Source organism: Rossellomorea sp. ABR4_012 (assembly GCF_056159545.1).
The window spans coordinates 291174-308453 of the sequence record NZ_JBSWVK010000001.1 but is presented as its reverse complement, the minus strand read 5'-3'; the positions used below and the strand labels follow the sequence as shown (position 1 = coordinate 308453).

The following is a 17280-nucleotide window of genomic DNA, read 5'->3' as shown; positions in this document are numbered from 1 at the left end:
AACGAATGGAGGAGTGTTCAAAAAAAAGAGGTGCCGCCATCATAGGCAGCACCTCTACTTTATTAGCTTTTTAACATTCTTGTTTGTTCAATGAAATAACCGATTCTTTCAACGATCGGTTCGATGGAATTTTCTTCGTTGACCAGATCATACTCACTGATGTCCAGGCGGAGGACAGGGCATGCGTTGAAGGAATTGATCCAATTTTCATAGCGTTGATGCATTTCTTCCCAGTATTCAACCGGTGTTTGCTGTTCCATCGGGCGGCCTCGCTCACGGATGCGGTCGATAACGTTTTCAAGCGATCCTTCCAGATAAATAAGGAGATCCGGATGAGGGAAGTAAGGTGTCATTACCATGGCGTCAAAAAGGCTTGTATATGTTTCATAATCGATATCTGACATATTGCCTTTTTCATGGTGCATCTTAGCGAAGATTCCTGTATCTTCGTAGATCGAGCGGTCTTGGATGAAGCCGCCGCCATATTCGAAGATTTTCTTTTGTTCCTTAAAGCGTTCAGCCAGGAAGTAGACCTGCAGGTGGAAACTCCAGCTCTTGAAGTCCTGATAGAATTTATCCAGATACGGGTTTGTATCTACTTTTTCGAAGGATGTACGGAATCCAAGGGCATTGGCCAATCCGTTTGTCATCGTGGATTTCCCGACTCCGACTGTTCCGGCAATGGTAATGACAGCATTGTTTGGTATGCCGTATTTATTGCGAAGATTCATGATAGTGAACTCCTTTTTTTAGTGTAGTATCTAATTGAGTTAGAATATTGTCCAAATCATCTTTGCTCTGGACGAAGTCAACGTGGTCGCCATTGTAGCGAAGAACAGGGATATCCGGGTGAGTTTCTTCAAATGTGTTCATATATTCTTCATAATCCAATGATAATTGCTTTAAATAAAGAGGACTGATTTTCTTCTCGAAGTCTCTGCCTCTTTTTTCAATCCGCTTCAGCAGTGTATCCAAACTTGCATTTAAGTAAATCACCACATTCGGTCTCGGCATGTCAGAAGTCAAAATATCATAGATCTTAAGATATTTCTTATATTGCTGCTCGTCCTTCAATGTGCGTTTAGCGAAAATGATGTTCTTTAAGATATGATAATCCGCTACAACCGATTTATTTTGAGAAATATAGTACTTATCTATATCCTCCAGCTGCTTGTATCGATTGCATAAGAAAAACATCTCTGTTTGAAAACTCCACTCTTCAATATCATCATAAAATTTATCCAAAAACGGGTTTTCATCAACGATTTCCCTTAATAAATGAAAATGGAAGTGTTCAGAAATCGCTTTAGCCAGAGAAGTTTTTCCTACTCCAATCGGGCCTTCAACCGTGATGAATGGAATTCTCCCCATTTAATGTCCTCCTCATATTACAACTATCTATGTGTGTGTTTTTATAAGCGTATAAATAAAATAACGACAGGAATTATTGTAACACAATATCTGGATGGTTTGTTCAGGTTATTTGCAAGATCCAACAAAATTCGCTCGTTGTTTACATCGGTTATTTATCTTCTTATTTTAGTTAAAACAAAAAAGCCGGCATTATAGGTGATTATAGATTTACCTAAATGCCAGCTTCTATTTATTTTTTATTTTCCGCTGTAAAAATTAACATGAGTAATAACATAGTTCTTTTTAAAAAAAGTCCAGCTGTTTTGCATATTACCATGGATTGATGAGATACCCATTTCATTAAGTCTCTGAAGGATATATAATTAAGAAAATAATCGTAGAATGTATTTTCAGGGAAATAATTGTGTTATTTTGTCTTTTTTAAAGTGGAATATAGATATACTGATACACACGGTCTATATCGTCTGGCGATACACCGTGTGAAAGGTGCTAATAGTCACTTGTTTATATCATATCACTGGGTGATATGACTCTTGTAAGTAAATCTGATACCCTTACACTAAAAATAAAAACGGAGGTATGATATGCGAAACGATATACAACCGTATGAACGATCTTTCACTTCCAAGGAAGCGGCAGAACAAGCAGGAATTGCAACCCCCACAGTTCGGAAGTATGGCCAAATCTTAGAGAGAAATGGATATGAGTTTTTTAAAGATGGCGACCGGAGGATCTTCGTTCAATCCGATATTGATGCGCTCATAGCGTTACGCGATACGGACAATCCCCTTGACGATACAGCGAAAATCCTTGCCCATCAACAAAAAGAAAGATTGGAAGGATCCAATAATACAGACATATCGCCAAGCGATACATACAATCATTTGCCTCAGGATCCCAATCAATTAAAAGAAATCTTATCCTATTTAGCCAATGAACTTGCTGCTTCCCGCGAAATGAATGTTCAAGTAGTCAATGAAATGAACCAGCTTAAAACTCAGGTTAGCAGGCTTAAGCAAGATCATCATGATTTAAGCTCAAATATTTCAAATTCAGCTCAAAAAACGCAGCGTAAAATCGAGGAATTATCAAAACTTCAAAAGAGCCAACACGAAACGCTGCTGGAACAAGAAATCCAAAAAAACGAATTTTTACAGGGTGAGTTACAGAAGTTGCGGGAAGAGCAGCAAAGGGAATGGCGTGCCCAAAATGACTATAATAAACGCTTGGAAGAAGCGATACAAAAACCAAAAGATAAATGGGATTGGCTTTTCTCTCTATTCCGTAAATAGATCTTATCTTTTCACCACGTTAAAATTATCCGTGATCAACAGCCAGTTCTGAGGGAACGATAAGCCCAGCTTCCAGTAACTCATCCCTCTCAGCTTCAACTCTTTCATAAGATCGAATTTGGCTTGGATGCTCCGGGCATCTTCAAACCATACTTCATGGTCTTTTCCTTCAGCACTGTATGTGAAAAATGGAGCCTGCGCCTTCTGGTCATATTGAATGGGTACGTTGTTAGCGGCCGCGATTTCAATCGCCTGCTGAGGGCTGATCGCTTTAGCTGTTGTTCCCGGCTTGAACGGGAGTGTCCAGTCGTACCCATAAAGATTCTGACCCATCATGATCTTGGAAGCAGGCATTTCCGTAAGGGCATATTCAATCACGTCACGAACGGGTCCGATTGGAGAGACGGCCATCGCCGGTCCGCCGCTGTATCCCCATTCATAGGTCATGATGACAACGAAATCGACAATTTCCCCATGAGCTTTATAATCATGAGCTTCGTACCATTTCCCCTTCTGATCTGCACTCGTTTTTGGAGCTAAAGCCGTGGACAGCAGCCATCCCTCCTGATCAAATCTCCTCTTTGCTTTTCGCAGGAATTGATTATATGCTTCCTTGTCTTCGGGCCGCAGGTACTCAAAATCAAAATGGATATCACGGAACCCATATTTTTTCGCGGTTTGAACGATGTTGTTAAGGAATTTATCCTGGATGGCCATGTCATTTAGGAGGATGCGTCCGAGTTCATCGTTGAACTGGCCCTCTTCCTGATTCGTGATCGCCATCATCAGTACATTTCCGTTATCCTTACCGGTTTGCAGCAGATTCCCCAATGGAGGTTCCTGGAGCGTACCGTCACGCTTCGCCTGGAAGCTGAAAGGAGCAAGGTATGTCAGATAAGGAGCTGCTTCTTTGGCACTTTCCTCTAAATTCGGTGCAACTTCTTTCCCATACGGTTCCACATAGGCGTTGAATTCAGCACTTACTTTTGGTTTCGGGGGAACATATAAACGCTGATTGACCTGAAGCGGCAGATTGGGCGATATGCCGTTTATCCTCGCCAGCTCCTGATAAGGGACCCCTACTTTTTGACCGATTGACCACAGACTGTCGCCAGGCTGCACATAATAGAAACTGCCGACGATCGGGATCACGAGCGATTGACCGATGACAAGATTATCCGGGTTCGGAAGCTCATTCGCTTTCACTATATCGTTAACAGTTGACCCATACGCTTGAGCAATGCCGAACAATGATTGGTTCGGCTGGACAACATGAATTTGCATACTAAGGCCCTCCCTTTGTCTTCACTATAATCAACCTATGAAGACGGAAGGCAGGTTATGCCGGATATTTTGTTAATGGCTGTCTGAAGTGCCGGATGAAGGCGCCGGGTGCCTGGCTCAAACGAAGTGTTTTGAGCAGGCTCGATTTCCCCGGTTTGAGCCAGGCTCAGCTTCACGATCAACACTCTACAATCAAGGCTGCAATAACGACGCGGTATCATCAATTTCTGCTTTCAACACATTTTTCATCATTGTCAGGGCATACTGGTTATCCTCTTCGCTGACGGAAGCGATAGCGTCTTTCGGAACATATAAAGTAAATTCCCTCATGTATGCGTCATTTGCAGTGAACAGAACACAGATGTTTCCGGCGATTCCTGTAAGGATGATGTTTTTTATCGAAAGATGATGAAGCAATGTATTCAGGGCTGTCCCGTAGAAAGCGGAATGCTTAGGTTTGATGAGAAAATAATCGTCATCAGACGGGCGCAGCGGGGTGAGGATGTCCGTGCTTATTTTGTTGTGACATTTTTCATAAATCAGCTTCAAATCTGCCTTCCAGAGCTCATAGTGATCATTGATATAGATGACCGGATGGCCTTTTTCTTTACAGTAATCGCGCAGGTCGTTAATCGGTTTTACGATATTTTTTGTATGCTGGGCAAGTATCTCCCCGTGTGAGAAATCAAATGGATTCATGATATCGATCACCAGGAGAGCGGTATCTTTAGGTATCATCGCATAGGCCCCTTTCCTTTATAGTTTGGAATGTTTGGTGAAATTTTATAAAATAAATAAAATGAATCTATGAGTAGGAGTTCTATATGAAAACAAGAGAAGAACATTTTATGATGGAAGCGCTGAAAGAAGCGGAAAAAGCAAGAGAGGTCAATGAAGTGCCGATTGGCGCTGTCGTAGTGATGGGGGATGAGATCATCGGCCGCGGCTATAATCTAAGGGAAACGACCCAGAATGCCATCACCCATGCAGAAACCCTTGCCATTCAGGAAGCGTGTAAAAAAGCTGGGACATGGAGACTCGAGGGTGCCGAACTCTATGTGACGCTTGAACCGTGTCCGATGTGCTCGGGTGCCATCATTCTTTCGCGGATCGAAAAAGTGGTGTACGGTGCAGCCGATCCCAAGGCAGGATGCGCAGGCACGTTGATGAATCTTTTAGATGACAGCCGATTCAACCACCAGTGCGCTGTCGTCCCGGGGGTGCTTGAAGAAGACTGCGGTTCGATCCTTTCCGACTTTTTCAGGGAGCTCCGAGCCAGGAAAAAAGCTGAGAAGAAGAATAAACCATCTTCGTTGTAAATAACTTACAGGCACAAACCATTGCTTTTTAACGTAAACCCTTGTATACTTAATCTTGCGTCGTTGTTGACGCAACTTAATATTTGGTATCAATTTTGCCGTGCTAGGTGGGGAGGTAGCGGTGCCCTGTACTCGCAATCCGCTCCAGCGAGGCCGAATTCCTTTCCGAGGCTTGCATACTGTAGGGTCTGCCTCAAGTAAGTGGTGTTGACGCCTGGGTCCTGCGCAATGGGAATCCATGAACCATGTCAGGTCCGGAAGGAAGCAGCATTAAGTGGAAGCTCCCATGTGCCGCAGGGTTGCCTGGGCCGAGCTAACTGCTTGAGTAACGCCTATGGTTGCTTGTCGACGAAAGGTGCACGGCAGTTTCATACATATACAACAGCTCATCCTTTACCGGGATGGGCTTTTTGTTTGGAAGGATTGTGTATTAAAGTTTCCCAAATCAGTCCCCGGTTTTCTTTGTAATCCTGCTTGAAATTACGTTATAATAAATAAGATATCATATATGAAAAGTGCCATTCGATGAATTGGCTGGAGGATCAGGCTGAATGTGCCTGACTGGATGTCGAACGGCACTATAAACACAGCATATATACATAAAAAAAGAGGGGGGAGTATTTTGGCATATCAAGCATTATATCGTGTGTGGCGTCCGCAGTCATTTGTAGATGTCGTCGGGCAGCAGCATGTTACGAAAACACTGCAAAATGCTCTCCTTCATCAAAAAATTTCCCATGCGTACCTATTTTCAGGACCACGCGGAACAGGAAAGACGAGTGCAGCAAAAATTCTTGCAAAAGCAGTCAACTGTGAACGATCACCTGTTGCCGAGCCTTGTAATGAGTGTGACGCATGCAAAGGAATCACGGACGGGTCCATCCCGGATGTCATTGAAATTGATGCTGCTTCTAACAACGGAGTAGAGGAAATACGCGACATACGCGATAAAGTAAAGTATTCACCGAACGTGGTTGATTACAAGGTCTATATCATCGATGAGGTTCATATGCTTTCCATCGGAGCATTCAATGCCCTTTTAAAAACATTGGAGGAGCCTCCGAAGCACGTCATTTTCATATTGGCGACTACAGAGCCCCACAAGATTCCTCTCACGATCATTTCCCGTTGTCAGCGTTTTGACTTCAAACGGATCACAGCAAGGGATATCGTCGGTAGAATGAGTCATATCGCCACTGAATCGGGTGTAAATTATGAAGAGAATGCGTTAATGGTCATCGCAAGAGCGGCTGAAGGCGGAATGCGTGATGCACTCAGCCTGCTCGATCAGGCGATTTCATTCAGCCAGGATATTGTCACTGTGGATGATGCGTTAACGGTGACCGGTGCCGTTTCTCAAGGGTACTTGAATACACTTGCAAAGGCGATTATTGAGAAAGATGTCTCAAAAGGCCTGGATGCACTCGAAGAACTTCTTTTCCAAGGGAAGGACCCGGCCCGATTTGCGGAAGACTTCATTCTTTATTACAGGGATATGCTTCTCTATCAAACGGCACCAAATCTCGAGGAATCGATGGAAAGAGTCATGCTCGATGATGAATTCAAGGAGCTTGCACAAGAAACGCAGGCAGGCCAGATTTATCAATATATCGATGTGCTGAATCAAGCGGGGCAGGAGATGAAATTCAGCAATCATGCCCGCATCTACTTAGAGGTTTCCATCGTGAAGCTTTGTCAGCTCGAAGCACCTCGAAGCGCGTCTTCACCTGAAGTCGGCGAAATGATGAAGAAGATCCAAGCGCTTGAAAAAGAAATCCAGCAGCTGAAGGCGAATGGCGTCAAGGCACAGTCTGAACCTGCTGCACAGCAAGCCAAAAAGCCTGTTCGTGCAAAAAAAGGCTTCCGTGCGCCGGTTGGACAGATTCAGGAAGTATTGAAGAATGCCACGAAAGAAGACCTTAACCTGGTCAAGAGCCGCTGGGGAGACATGATGGAAACGCTGAATCAGCGTCAAATGCGCTCGCAGGCGGCCCTCTTGAATAATGCAGAGCCGGTTGCGGCAACAGCAGGTTCGTTTGTGTTAAAATTCAAGTATGATATCCACTGCCAAATGGCGATGGAGAACCAGGCTTTCATCTCAAGTATGGATGCCATCCTTCAAGAGCTCACCGGAAACAGCTACTTCCCGATCGGGATTCCTGAAGACCAGTGGCTCCCATTAAGGGAAGAATTCATCCGCAACTCACAAACGGAACCCGGGGATGGCGAATCAGGTGAAGCAAAGCAAGAGGATACTCTTCTCTCGGAAGCTGAAAAGATTGCCGGTGATTTAGTCGAACTCAATGATTGATGAAAGAAATACCACATTAAGTGTATGAATAATTTTTATAAAAACTATTGGAGGTCATGAATTATGCGTGGAATGGGTAATATGCAAAACATGATGAAGCAGATGCAAAAGATGCAAAAGAAAATGGCGGAAGCACAAGAGGAGCTTGGTGAAAAGCAAATCGAAGGATCTGCAGGAGGCGGCATGGTCACTGTCATCGTTTCAGGTCACAAACAAGTTCTTGATGTAAAAATCAATGAAGAAGTGGTAGATCCGGAAGATATCGATATGCTGCAGGATTTAGTGCTTGCTGCAACAAACGATGCACTTAAGAAAGCAGACGAATTAACAAACTCTACTATGGGTCAATTCACTAAAGGAATGAACCTTCCGGGTATGTTCTAGGAGGCAATATCATGCATTATCCTGAGCCTATATCAAAGCTGATCGACAGCTTTATGAAATTGCCGGGAATCGGGCCGAAAACCGCGGCCCGGCTGGCTTTTTTTGTACTTAGCATGAAAGAAGACACTGTACTGGACTTTGCAAAAGCGCTGGTGAATGCAAAACGTAATTTAAGCTATTGCTCTGTCTGCGGTCACATTACAGACCAGGATCCTTGTTATATATGTGAGGATCAGCGAAGAGATCGCAGTATCGTCTGTGTGGTCCAGGACCCGAAAGATGTTATTGCGATGGAGAAGATGAAGGAATATAACGGTTTATACCATGTGCTTCATGGCGCCATTTCCCCTATGGATGGGATCGGCCCTGAAGACATCAACGTACCGGACCTGATTAAACGTCTTCAAAGCGACGAGGTGCAGGAAGTGATTCTTGCGACAAACCCGAATATTGAAGGTGAAGCAACCGCCATGTATATTTCGCGGCTCGTCAAACCATCCGGCATCCGCATCACACGTATTGCCCACGGCCTGCCTGTAGGTGGAGACCTTGAATATGCGGATGAAGTCACATTGTCAAAAGCCCTTGAAGGAAGAAGAGACGTTTAAAAGGGAGAGAGCATCTATGTTTTTCCGTAAAAAAGGGAAACTCAAACGAGAGTATGACCAAGCCCTGCTTCAAACATTAGAGGAAGCGAAAGAGCATTGGAACCAGCAGCGAAGCATCGATGAGATGAGTGTAGACTACAATCTAAACCTTCACTGCTCATCGAAAATCGCTGAAGCAAAATATTTTTTCTTATTTAGAGAAGCGAAACATAGAAAGATCGTCATAAAAAGGTAGACAACCCTCATATCCTTTCAATAAGAGATTATAAATGTTCTATGTTGAGAGGAGAGAGGGTATGAACCCGGTAATCGTGATTTCTGTAATCAGCGGACTCATCGTCCTTCTGTTAATTACAGGTACACCCATCAAACCGCTGCGATTTGTAGGACAAGTCGCCATGAAAGTAATGATCGGAGCACTATTTCTATTTTTCCTGAATGCCTTTGGTAGTCAGTACGGGATCCACGTCCCCATCAATCTGGCGACGTCCTCCATTTCCGGAATCCTTGGCATTCCTGGAGTCGTGGGACTTACGGTGATACAGATGTGGATCTTGTAGAGCAGTTTGAAAGAAATTAGCAGCCTTTTGTGAGGGCTGCTTTTTCTTTAATATAGAGAAATCCTATCTATATAATGTTTACATAAACAGTTCCAAGAAAGGTGGTCATGAGATGAAGATTGTGATTGCTCCCGATTCCTTTAAAGGTTCAATGACAAGTATAGAAGCTGCAGCCGCAATACAAAGAGGGGTTTGGCGAGTGAACTCATCCTCGGATACCACTGTCATCCCCATGGCTGATGGAGGGGAAGGGACCGTTGAAGCGGTCATGTCCATTCTTGGCGGAGAAACCTTGGAAAGAAGTGTCTGTGACCCACTCAAAAGACAAATTCCAGCATTCTTCGGCTGGCTTCCAGACACAAAAACAGCCGTTATAGAAACCGCGGCCGCTTCCGGTCTTCCTCTATTAAAGTGCTCTGAATTAAACCCTGAAGAATCATCTACATATGGTACAGGTGAGCTTGTTGCACGGGCATTGGACCTTGGGATGCAGCGAATCATCCTTGGCTTAGGCGGCAGTGCCACGGTTGATGGAGGCACTGGTTTTCTTCAGGCATTGGGGGTCCGCTTTTTAGATGATAAAGGGATTGAGCTGCCACGGGGCGGAAAGATACTGGGCCTTGTTCACACCATCGATTCATCAGACCTTGATCCCCGATTACATGAAGTGGAATGGGTCGTGGCGTCCGATGTGACGAACCCTTTACTGGGAGAAGAAGGAGCTGTCTTTGTATTTGGTCCTCAAAAAGGAGTCACCAAGGACAAATTGATGACCTTTGAAGCCGGCATGAAACACTATGCTCAAAAGGTAAGGGAGCATACAGGAATAGACTGCAGTTCGGAAAAAGGAAGCGGGGCTGCCGGAGGCTTTGGCTTTGCTCTCAAGTCTTTTTTTAACCCTTCTTTCCAAAGCGGATTCAGCCTGATTGGTGAACTAGGTGGATTACACAATGAAATCAAAGAGGCTTCTTTGGTCCTGACAGGGGAAGGGAAAATGGATGCTCAGTCTCTCTATGGAAAGGTGCCGGTAGGTATCGGAAGGATAGCTAAGGAATATCATATTCCGACAGTCGCTTTCACCGGGAAATTTGAAGGAACTATACAAAACGTTTCTTCAGAGGGGATAAGCCTGGTATTTCCGATCGTGGATTCACCCATGTCTTTAGATGAGGCAATGGAAAACGGGCAAGAACTACTGGAGAAAGCTGCAGAACGTTTGATGAGAGCCATGGTTTTGAATGAGAAAAACTAAGTAAAGCCTTCTCCTGTCCCAGAGGAGAAGGCTTTTTCATAGACAAACCTACTTTTGACTTTTTACAAACGTCTCCGGCATCACCACAGCTACAACCTCACCCTTGGCACATACCTCGCCTTCAGCCAAAACTTCGGTCACCACCTTGAATTTCTTCGGATGGATTTTTTCAACCGTTCCGACAGCCTTTAATGGAACACCATGAGGAGTGGGTTTCATAAAGTCGACGTGTAAAGAAGCAGTGACAAAACGGGGAGGTTCTTCTCCATCCCCCAAAGTCCCGCCATTCAATCTGTGGAGTTCAATAGCGGCTGATCCGGTTCCGTGGCAATCGATCAACGAAGCGATCAGTCCTCCATACACAAATCCCGGAAGAGCTGTATGTTCAGGTTTAGGTGTATAAACCGTCACCGTTTTCTCCCCTTCAATCCCCGTGCGGAAAAGGTGTCCATCTTTATTCAAGCGCCCGCAGCCATAGCACCAGGCAAAATCAACAGGGTAATCATCTTGTATAGCATGTTTGATTTCATCCATCATAGATCCTCCCATTAAGTTCAGATAATCTTCTCAACTATATATTCTTCTATTAAACACGTAGGGCTTCCTCTATTAAAAATAACTATTCTTTATAAAAGTCTAATGGTATAATTTGGATTAGACCTCGCATACATCTCCCTTCCTCTATTTTTTCCCAATCAATCTATTAAAAAATTGAAGAAAGCTGGTGGTTTATTGATGAAAGGAAGAATCGTCCACGAAGATTCAAACACACGCATTTGGCTGCAGGAATTCACTGCGCCCGGGGAACATACGGAGCTCCTCGACAATTTGAAGCTCAGCCAGGAATTCGACATGAGACACCGCGGATTGATAGAGTACTACGGCAAAGCCCTCATCGCCTACAAAAAAGAACAAAAGGCAAACAAAAAACGAAATGAATTCCTTCGAACCTTTTCTCACTATATGACGGATCACTTGGAAGATGACTGCCCGCCTTCATGGAAAGAATGTCCCGCCTCCTTCTGGGAAGAGTTAATCTTCGCCTACCTCCCGCACTACACAAAAATCATTCCAAAGAAAAACTACACTGAGACTTTCCTTCTCCAATTAAGAAAATTTGTCCGCTGGCTCGATAAAAGGGAAGGCACCACCTTTTCAAGTTTGGTTGAAGGATACATTGCAGAAGGAACTCCAATCCTGAAAAAGTGCGAATGCCTCCTCAATCATCTATTCCTGAAAGACTATCCGCGTTTCCACCAGGAAGACTGGGATTACGAAGAAGACCTTCATCACTGGGAAAGAAACCTTGAGAAATACAGCAGCACAGTAGACGGAATGTTCAAAGTTACCGCTTTTGCTGATGAATGCGTCATCCTCAAGGACCTCCATACTCATCATACTTATCTGACAAAAAGTCTCCCCGTAAACAAACTATCAACCAAAACGATCATAACTGGCACCATCGGGCAAAAATCGCATGAGCTTGTATGGGATTGGTTAGCCACTATTAATGTTTTTCCTGAAAAGGGAGAAAAGTATATTCGTAAATCCAACTGAACATCCAGCCATACTCGATGAAAGAGGAGAGAGCGGGTATGGCTGTTTTTATAGTATGGAAGGGTCATATTGTGAGAGGTTTCTAAATGAGGAAGAGACTTTAATGACTTCTTTTTAAAAAAAGTGATAAATAGTATTGACTCATTACTAGAAAAGGTGATAGTATATTCCTTGTCGCCAAAACGACAACAAAAACAAATTTCAAAAAAAGCTTGACGCTTTATGATGAAAGATGTTATATTTAAGAGGTGCTCATGAGAGCTCATCTTAAAATATTGAACCTTGAAAACTGAACAAAACAAGACAATACGTCAACGTTAATTCTAGATTTACCGCAACGATAGAATCGTTGCAAAAAGAGCTATTCAAACTTTTATCGGAGAGTTTGATCCTGGCTCAGGACGAACGCTGGCGGCGTGCCTAATACATGCAAGTCGAGCGGATCAAAGGGAGCTTGCTCCCTGAGATCAGCGGCGGACGGGTGAGTAACACGTGGGTAACCTGCCTGTAAGACTGGGATAACTCCGGGAAACCGGGGCTAATACCGGATAACTCAGTTCCTCGCATGAGGAACTGTTGAAAGGTGGCTTTTAGCTATCACTTACAGATGGACCCGCGGCGCATTAGCTAGTTGGTGAGGTAACGGCTCACCAAGGCGACGATGCGTAGCCGACCTGAGAGGGTGATCGGCCACACTGGGACTGAGACACGGCCCAGACTCCTACGGGAGGCAGCAGTAGGGAATCTTCCGCAATGGACGAAAGTCTGACGGAGCAACGCCGCGTGAGTGAAGAAGGTTTTCGGATCGTAAAACTCTGTTGTTAGGGAAGAACAAGTGCCGTTCGAATAGGGCGGCACCTTGACGGTACCTAACCAGAAAGCCACGGCTAACTACGTGCCAGCAGCCGCGGTAATACGTAGGTGGCAAGCGTTGTCCGGAATTATTGGGCGTAAAGCGCGCGCAGGTGGTTTCTTAAGTCTGATGTGAAAGCCCACGGCTCAACCGTGGAGGGTCATTGGAAACTGGGGAACTTGAGTGCAGAAGAGGAAAGTGGAATTCCAAGTGTAGCGGTGAAATGCGTAGATATTTGGAGGAACACCAGTGGCGAAGGCGACTTTCTGGTCTGTAACTGACACTGAGGCGCGAAAGCGTGGGGAGCAAACAGGATTAGATACCCTGGTAGTCCACGCCGTAAACGATGAGTGCTAAGTGTTAGAGGGTTTCCGCCCTTTAGTGCTGCAGCTAACGCATTAAGCACTCCGCCTGGGGAGTACGGTCGCAAGACTGAAACTCAAAGGAATTGACGGGGGCCCGCACAAGCGGTGGAGCATGTGGTTTAATTCGAAGCAACGCGAAGAACCTTACCAGGTCTTGACATCCTCTGACAACCCTAGAGATAGGGCTTTCCCCTTCGGGGGACAGAGTGACAGGTGGTGCATGGTTGTCGTCAGCTCGTGTCGTGAGATGTTGGGTTAAGTCCCGCAACGAGCGCAACCCTTGATCTTAGTTGCCAGCATTCAGTTGGGCACTCTAAGATGACTGCCGGTGACAAACCGGAGGAAGGTGGGGATGACGTCAAATCATCATGCCCCTTATGACCTGGGCTACACACGTGCTACAATGGACGGTACAAAGGGCAGCGAGACCGCGAGGTTTAGCCAATCCCATAAAACCGTTCTCAGTTCGGATTGCAGGCTGCAACTCGCCTGCATGAAGCTGGAATCGCTAGTAATCGCGGATCAGCATGCCGCGGTGAATACGTTCCCGGGCCTTGTACACACCGCCCGTCACACCACGAGAGTTTGTAACACCCGAAGTCGGTGAGGTAACCTTTTGGAGCCAGCCGCCTAAGGTGGGACAGATGATTGGGGTGAAGTCGTAACAAGGTAGCCGTATCGGAAGGTGCGGCTGGATCACCTCCTTTCTAAGGAATATATATGAAACGTTTGACAGTCGAAGTTTTGTTCAGTTTTGATGGTTTGATCCATTAAATTCAATACTTTATGATAAGCGATGCTTATCATCCTTTTTATGAGTAGGGGCCTATAGCTCAGCTGGTTAGAGCGCACGCCTGATAAGCGTGAGGTCGGTGGTTCGAGTCCACTTAGGCCCACCATATTCATTCATACGGGGCCTTAGCTCAGCTGGGAGAGCGCCTGCTTTGCACGCAGGAGGTCAGCGGTTCGATCCCGCTAGGCTCCACTTAGGTTTTTTACGAAGCGTCAGCGGAGTAAAAGAACCAACCACCCGGATTTCATGATTACATGAACATCCAAACTTGTTCTTTGAAAACTAGATAAAGATATATTGATAGTCAAGAAATTACCGAGTATCGCCATTTTAGGTTTTAAACCTTATGTAACAACCAATTCGGTTAAGTTATGAAGGGCGCACGGTGGATGCCTTGGCACTAGGAGCCGATGAAGGACGGGACTAACACCGATATGCTTCGGGGAGCTGTAAGTGAGCTTTGATCCGGAGATTTCCGAATGGGGGAACCCATTGTTCGTAATGGAACAATATCCTTACTTGAATACATAGAGTATGGAAGGCAGACCCAGGGAACTGAAACATCTAAGTACCTGGAGGAAGAGAAAGCAAATGCGATTCCCTGAGTAGCGGCGAGCGAAACGGGATGTAGCCCAAACCAAGAGGCTTGCCTCTTGGGGTTGTAGGACACTCTATACGGAGTTACAAAGGAACGGAGTAGACGAAGAAGTCTGGAAAGGCTCGTCAAAGAAGGTAACAACCCTGTAGTTGAAACTTCGTTCCCTCTTGAGTGGATCCTGAGTACGGCGGGACACGTGAAATCCCGTCGGAAGCTGGGAGGACCATCTCCCAAGGCTAAATACTACCTAGTGACCGATAGTGAACCAGTACCGTGAGGGAAAGGTGAAAAGCACCCCGGAAGGGGAGTGAAAGAGAACCTGAAACCGTGTGCCTACAAGTAGTCAGAGCCCGTTAACGGGTGATGGCGTGCCTTTTGTAGAATGAACCGGCGAGTTACGATCCCATGCAAGGTTAAGTCGATGAGACGGAGCCGCAGCGAAAGCGAGTCTGAATAGGGCGAATGAGTATGTGGTCGTAGACCCGAAACCAGGTGATCTACCCATGTCCAGGATGAAGTCCAGGTAACACTGGATGGAGGTCCGAACCCACGCACGTTGAAAAGTGCGGGGATGAGGTGTGGGTAGCGGAGAAATTCCAATCGAACTTGGAGATAGCTGGTTCTCTCCGAAATAGCTTTAGGGCTAGCCTCATGTGTAAGAGTCTTGGAGGTAGAGCACTGTTTGGACTAGGGGCCCTCATCGGGTTACCGAATTCAGACAAACTCCGAATGCCAAAGACTTATCCATGGGAGTCAGACTGCGAGTGATAAGATCCGTAGTCGAAAGGGAAACAGCCCAGACCACCAGCTAAGGTCCCAAAGTATACGTTAAGTGGAAAAGGATGTGGAGTTGCTTAGACAACCAGGATGTTGGCTTAGAAGCAGCCACCATTTAAAGAGTGCGTAATAGCTCACTGGTCGAGTGACTCTGCGCCGAAAATGTACCGGGGCTAAACGTATCACCGAAGCTGTGGATTGACACCTCTAGGTGTCAGTGGTAGGAGAGCGTTCTAAGGACAGTGAAGTCAGACCGTAAGGACTGGTGGAGTGCTTAGAAGTGAGAATGCCGGTATGAGTAGCGAAAGATGGGTGAGAATCCCATCCACCGAATGCCTAAGGTTTCCTGAGGAAGGCTCGTCCGCTCAGGGTTAGTCGGGACCTAAGTCGAGGCCGATAGGCGTAGACGATGGACAACAGGTTGATATTCCTGTACCACCTCTTTTCCGTTTGAGCAATGGGGGGACGCAGGAGGATAGGGTAAGCGCACTGCTGGATATGTGCGTCTAAGCAGTTAGGCTGATGATGAGGCAAATCCCATCATCGCGAAGGCTGAGCTGTGATAGCGAGCGAATTATAGTAGCGAAGTTCCTGATTCCACACTGCCAAGAAAAGCCTCTAGCGAGGAAAAAGGTGCCCGTACCGCAAACCGACACAGGTAGGCGAGGAGAGAATCCTAAGGTGAGCGAGAGAACTCTCGTTAAGGAACTCGGCAAAATGACCCCGTAACTTCGGGAGAAGGGGTGCTCTTTGAGGTGCATAGCCTCGAAGAGCCGCAGTGAATAGGCCCAGGCGACTGTTTAGCAAAAACACAGGTCTCTGCGAAGCCGTAAGGCGAAGTATAGGGGCTGACGCCTGCCCGGTGCTGGAAGGTTAAGAGGAGTGCTTAGCGCAAGCGAAGGTGCGAATCGAAGCCCCAGTAAACGGCGGCCGTAACTATAACGGTCCTAAGGTAGCGAAATTCCTTGTCGGGTAAGTTCCGACCCGCACGAAAGGCGTAACGATCTGGGCACTGTCTCAACGAGAGACTCGGTGAAATTATAGTACCTGTGAAGATGCAGGTTACCCGCGACAGGACGGAAAGACCCCGTGGAGCTTTACTGTAGCCTGATATTGAATTTTGGTACAGCTTGTACAGGATAGGTAGGAGCCTTGGAAGCCGGAGCGCCAGCTTCGGTGGAGGCGTTGGTGGGATACTACCCTGGCTGTATTGAAATTCTAACCCGCGCCCCTTATCGGGGTGGGAGACAGTGTCAGGTGGGCAGTTTGACTGGGGCGGTCGCCTCCTAAAGAGTAACGGAGGCGCCCAAAGGTTCCCTCAGAATGGTTGGAAATCATTCGCAGAGTGTAAAGGCACAAGGGAGCTTGACTGCGAGACCTACAAGTCGAGCAGGGACGAAAGTCGGGCTTAGTGATCCGGTGGTTCCGCATGGAAGGGCCATCGCTCAACGGATAAAAGCTACCCCGGGGATAACAGGCTTATCTCCCCCAAGAGTCCACATCGACGGGGAGGTTTGGCACCTCGATGTCGGCTCATCGCATCCTGGGGCTGTAGTCGGTCCCAAGGGTTGGGCTGTTCGCCCATTAAAGCGGTACGCGAGCTGGGTTCAGAACGTCGTGAGACAGTTCGGTCCCTATCCGTCGTGGGCGCAGGAAATTTGAGAGGAGCTGTCCTTAGTACGAGAGGACCGGGATGGACGCACCGCTGGTGTACCAGTTGTCTTGCCAAAGGCATCGCTGGGTAGCTATGTGCGGAAGGGATAAGTGCTGAAAGCATCTAAGCATGAAGCCCCCCTCGAGATGAGATTTCCCATCACTTTATGTGAGTAAGATCCCTAGAAGATGACTAGGTAGATAGGTCAGAGGTGGAAGCATGGTGACATGTGGAGCTGACTGATACTAATCGATCGAGGACTTAACCACAAAGAGTCATTTTTAAATGAACACATTGGT

Annotated in this window: 14 protein-coding genes, 2 tRNA genes, 2 rRNA genes and 1 other RNA gene; 14 read left to right on the top strand and 5 right to left on the bottom strand. The window is 46.2% G+C overall.

Translation table 11 applies throughout. From position 1 onward, the window contains the following. Positions 1-62 precede the first annotated feature (62 nt). The gene (locus ACXAFV_RS01650) at positions 63-731 is read right to left on the bottom strand and encodes a deoxynucleoside kinase (RefSeq protein WP_475123995.1); all 669 of its coding nucleotides are present in this window, start codon (positions 729-731) and stop codon (positions 63-65) included. Then, on the bottom strand, positions 715-1371 hold the full coding sequence (locus ACXAFV_RS01645; protein WP_475123993.1) for a deoxynucleoside kinase: 657 nt from the start codon (positions 1369-1371) through the stop codon (positions 715-717). The genes ACXAFV_RS01650 and ACXAFV_RS01645 overlap by 17 nt, the downstream gene beginning before the upstream one ends. A 587-nt stretch (positions 1372-1958) precedes the next feature. On the opposite strand from ACXAFV_RS01645, the gene ACXAFV_RS01640 reads away from it, so the two are divergent. After that, complete coding sequence (locus tag ACXAFV_RS01640) at positions 1959-2666, top strand: hypothetical protein (protein ID WP_475123991.1); 708 nt, start codon at positions 1959-1961, stop codon at positions 2664-2666. A gap of 3 nt (positions 2667-2669) precedes the next feature. Here the strand turns inward: ACXAFV_RS01640 and ACXAFV_RS01635 are convergent, their stop codons facing one another. Together ACXAFV_RS01635 and ACXAFV_RS01630 are read right to left on the bottom strand one after the other, a co-directional pair. Beyond that, positions 2670-3950, bottom strand: a complete 1281-nt coding sequence (locus tag ACXAFV_RS01635; protein WP_475123990.1) for a glycoside hydrolase family 18 protein — start codon at positions 3948-3950, stop codon at positions 2670-2672. Positions 3951-4142: 192 nt separating this feature from the next. Then, complete coding sequence (locus ACXAFV_RS01630; protein WP_475123988.1) at positions 4143-4688, bottom strand: cysteine hydrolase family protein; 546 nt, start codon at positions 4686-4688, stop codon at positions 4143-4145. 86 nt (positions 4689-4774) lie between these two features. Between ACXAFV_RS01630 and tadA the strand changes: the two genes are divergently transcribed. The 8 genes from tadA (at position 4775) to ACXAFV_RS01590 (ending at position 10384) form a co-directional block, all read left to right on the top strand. Then, complete coding sequence (tadA, locus tag ACXAFV_RS01625; RefSeq protein WP_475123986.1) at positions 4775-5269, top strand: tRNA adenosine(34) deaminase TadA; 495 nt, start codon at positions 4775-4777, stop codon at positions 5267-5269. Between the two features lie 98 nt (positions 5270-5367). Then, positions 5368-5632: signal recognition particle sRNA large type (gene ffs, locus ACXAFV_RS01620), an RNA gene on the top strand. Positions 5633-5891: 259 nt separating this feature from the next. Beyond that, positions 5892-7580: a DNA polymerase III subunit gamma/tau gene (gene dnaX / locus ACXAFV_RS01615; protein WP_475123984.1), complete on the top strand. Its 1689-nt coding sequence runs from the start codon at positions 5892-5894 to the stop codon at positions 7578-7580. A 60-nt stretch (positions 7581-7640) separates the two neighbouring features. Further along, positions 7641-7964, top strand: a complete 324-nt coding sequence (locus tag ACXAFV_RS01610) for a YbaB/EbfC family nucleoid-associated protein (protein ID WP_475126039.1) — start codon at positions 7641-7643, stop codon at positions 7962-7964. Positions 7965-7975: 11 nt separating this feature from the next. Beyond that, positions 7976-8572, top strand: coding sequence for a recombination mediator RecR (gene recR / locus ACXAFV_RS01605; protein ID WP_175989796.1), 597 nt, complete (start codon positions 7976-7978; stop codon positions 8570-8572). 16 nt (positions 8573-8588) lie between these two features. After that, positions 8589-8807, top strand: a complete 219-nt coding sequence (locus ACXAFV_RS01600; RefSeq protein ID WP_475123983.1) for a YaaL family protein — start codon at positions 8589-8591, stop codon at positions 8805-8807. Positions 8808-8868: 61 nt separating this feature from the next. After that, positions 8869-9132 (top strand): pro-sigmaK processing inhibitor BofA family protein, encoded by a 264-nt coding sequence (locus ACXAFV_RS01595; RefSeq protein WP_175989794.1) that lies wholly within the window; start codon positions 8869-8871, stop codon positions 9130-9132. A gap of 112 nt (positions 9133-9244) precedes the next feature. Beyond that, positions 9245-10384: a glycerate kinase gene (locus ACXAFV_RS01590; RefSeq protein WP_475123981.1), complete on the top strand. Its 1140-nt coding sequence runs from the start codon at positions 9245-9247 to the stop codon at positions 10382-10384. 48 nt (positions 10385-10432) lie between these two features. Here ACXAFV_RS01590 and ACXAFV_RS01585 read toward each other — a convergent pair whose 3' ends face one another. Further along, entirely contained in the window at positions 10433-10921 is a 489-nt protein-coding gene (locus tag ACXAFV_RS01585; RefSeq protein ID WP_475123980.1) for a PaaI family thioesterase, read from the bottom strand. 198 nt (positions 10922-11119) lie between these two features. Here ACXAFV_RS01585 and ACXAFV_RS01580 point away from each other — a divergent pair, with 198 nt between their 5' ends. The 5 genes from ACXAFV_RS01580 (at position 11120) to ACXAFV_RS01560 (ending at position 17250) form a co-directional block, all read left to right on the top strand. Further along, entirely contained in the window at positions 11120-11941 is an 822-nt protein-coding gene (locus ACXAFV_RS01580) for a hypothetical protein (protein WP_475123978.1), read from the top strand. Positions 11942-12314: 373 nt separating this feature from the next. Then, positions 12315-13866, top strand: a 16S ribosomal RNA gene (locus tag ACXAFV_RS01575). Between the two features lie 115 nt (positions 13867-13981). Beyond that, positions 13982-14058 (top strand) — tRNA-Ile (locus ACXAFV_RS01570). A gap of 13 nt (positions 14059-14071) precedes the next feature. Then, positions 14072-14144, top strand: a tRNA-Ala gene (locus ACXAFV_RS01565). Between the two features lie 170 nt (positions 14145-14314). Beyond that, positions 14315-17250 (top strand): 23S ribosomal RNA (locus ACXAFV_RS01560). Together the 16S and 23S rRNA genes with 2 tRNA genes alongside form the textbook arrangement of a ribosomal RNA operon. Positions 17251-17280: the final 30 nt, after the last annotated feature.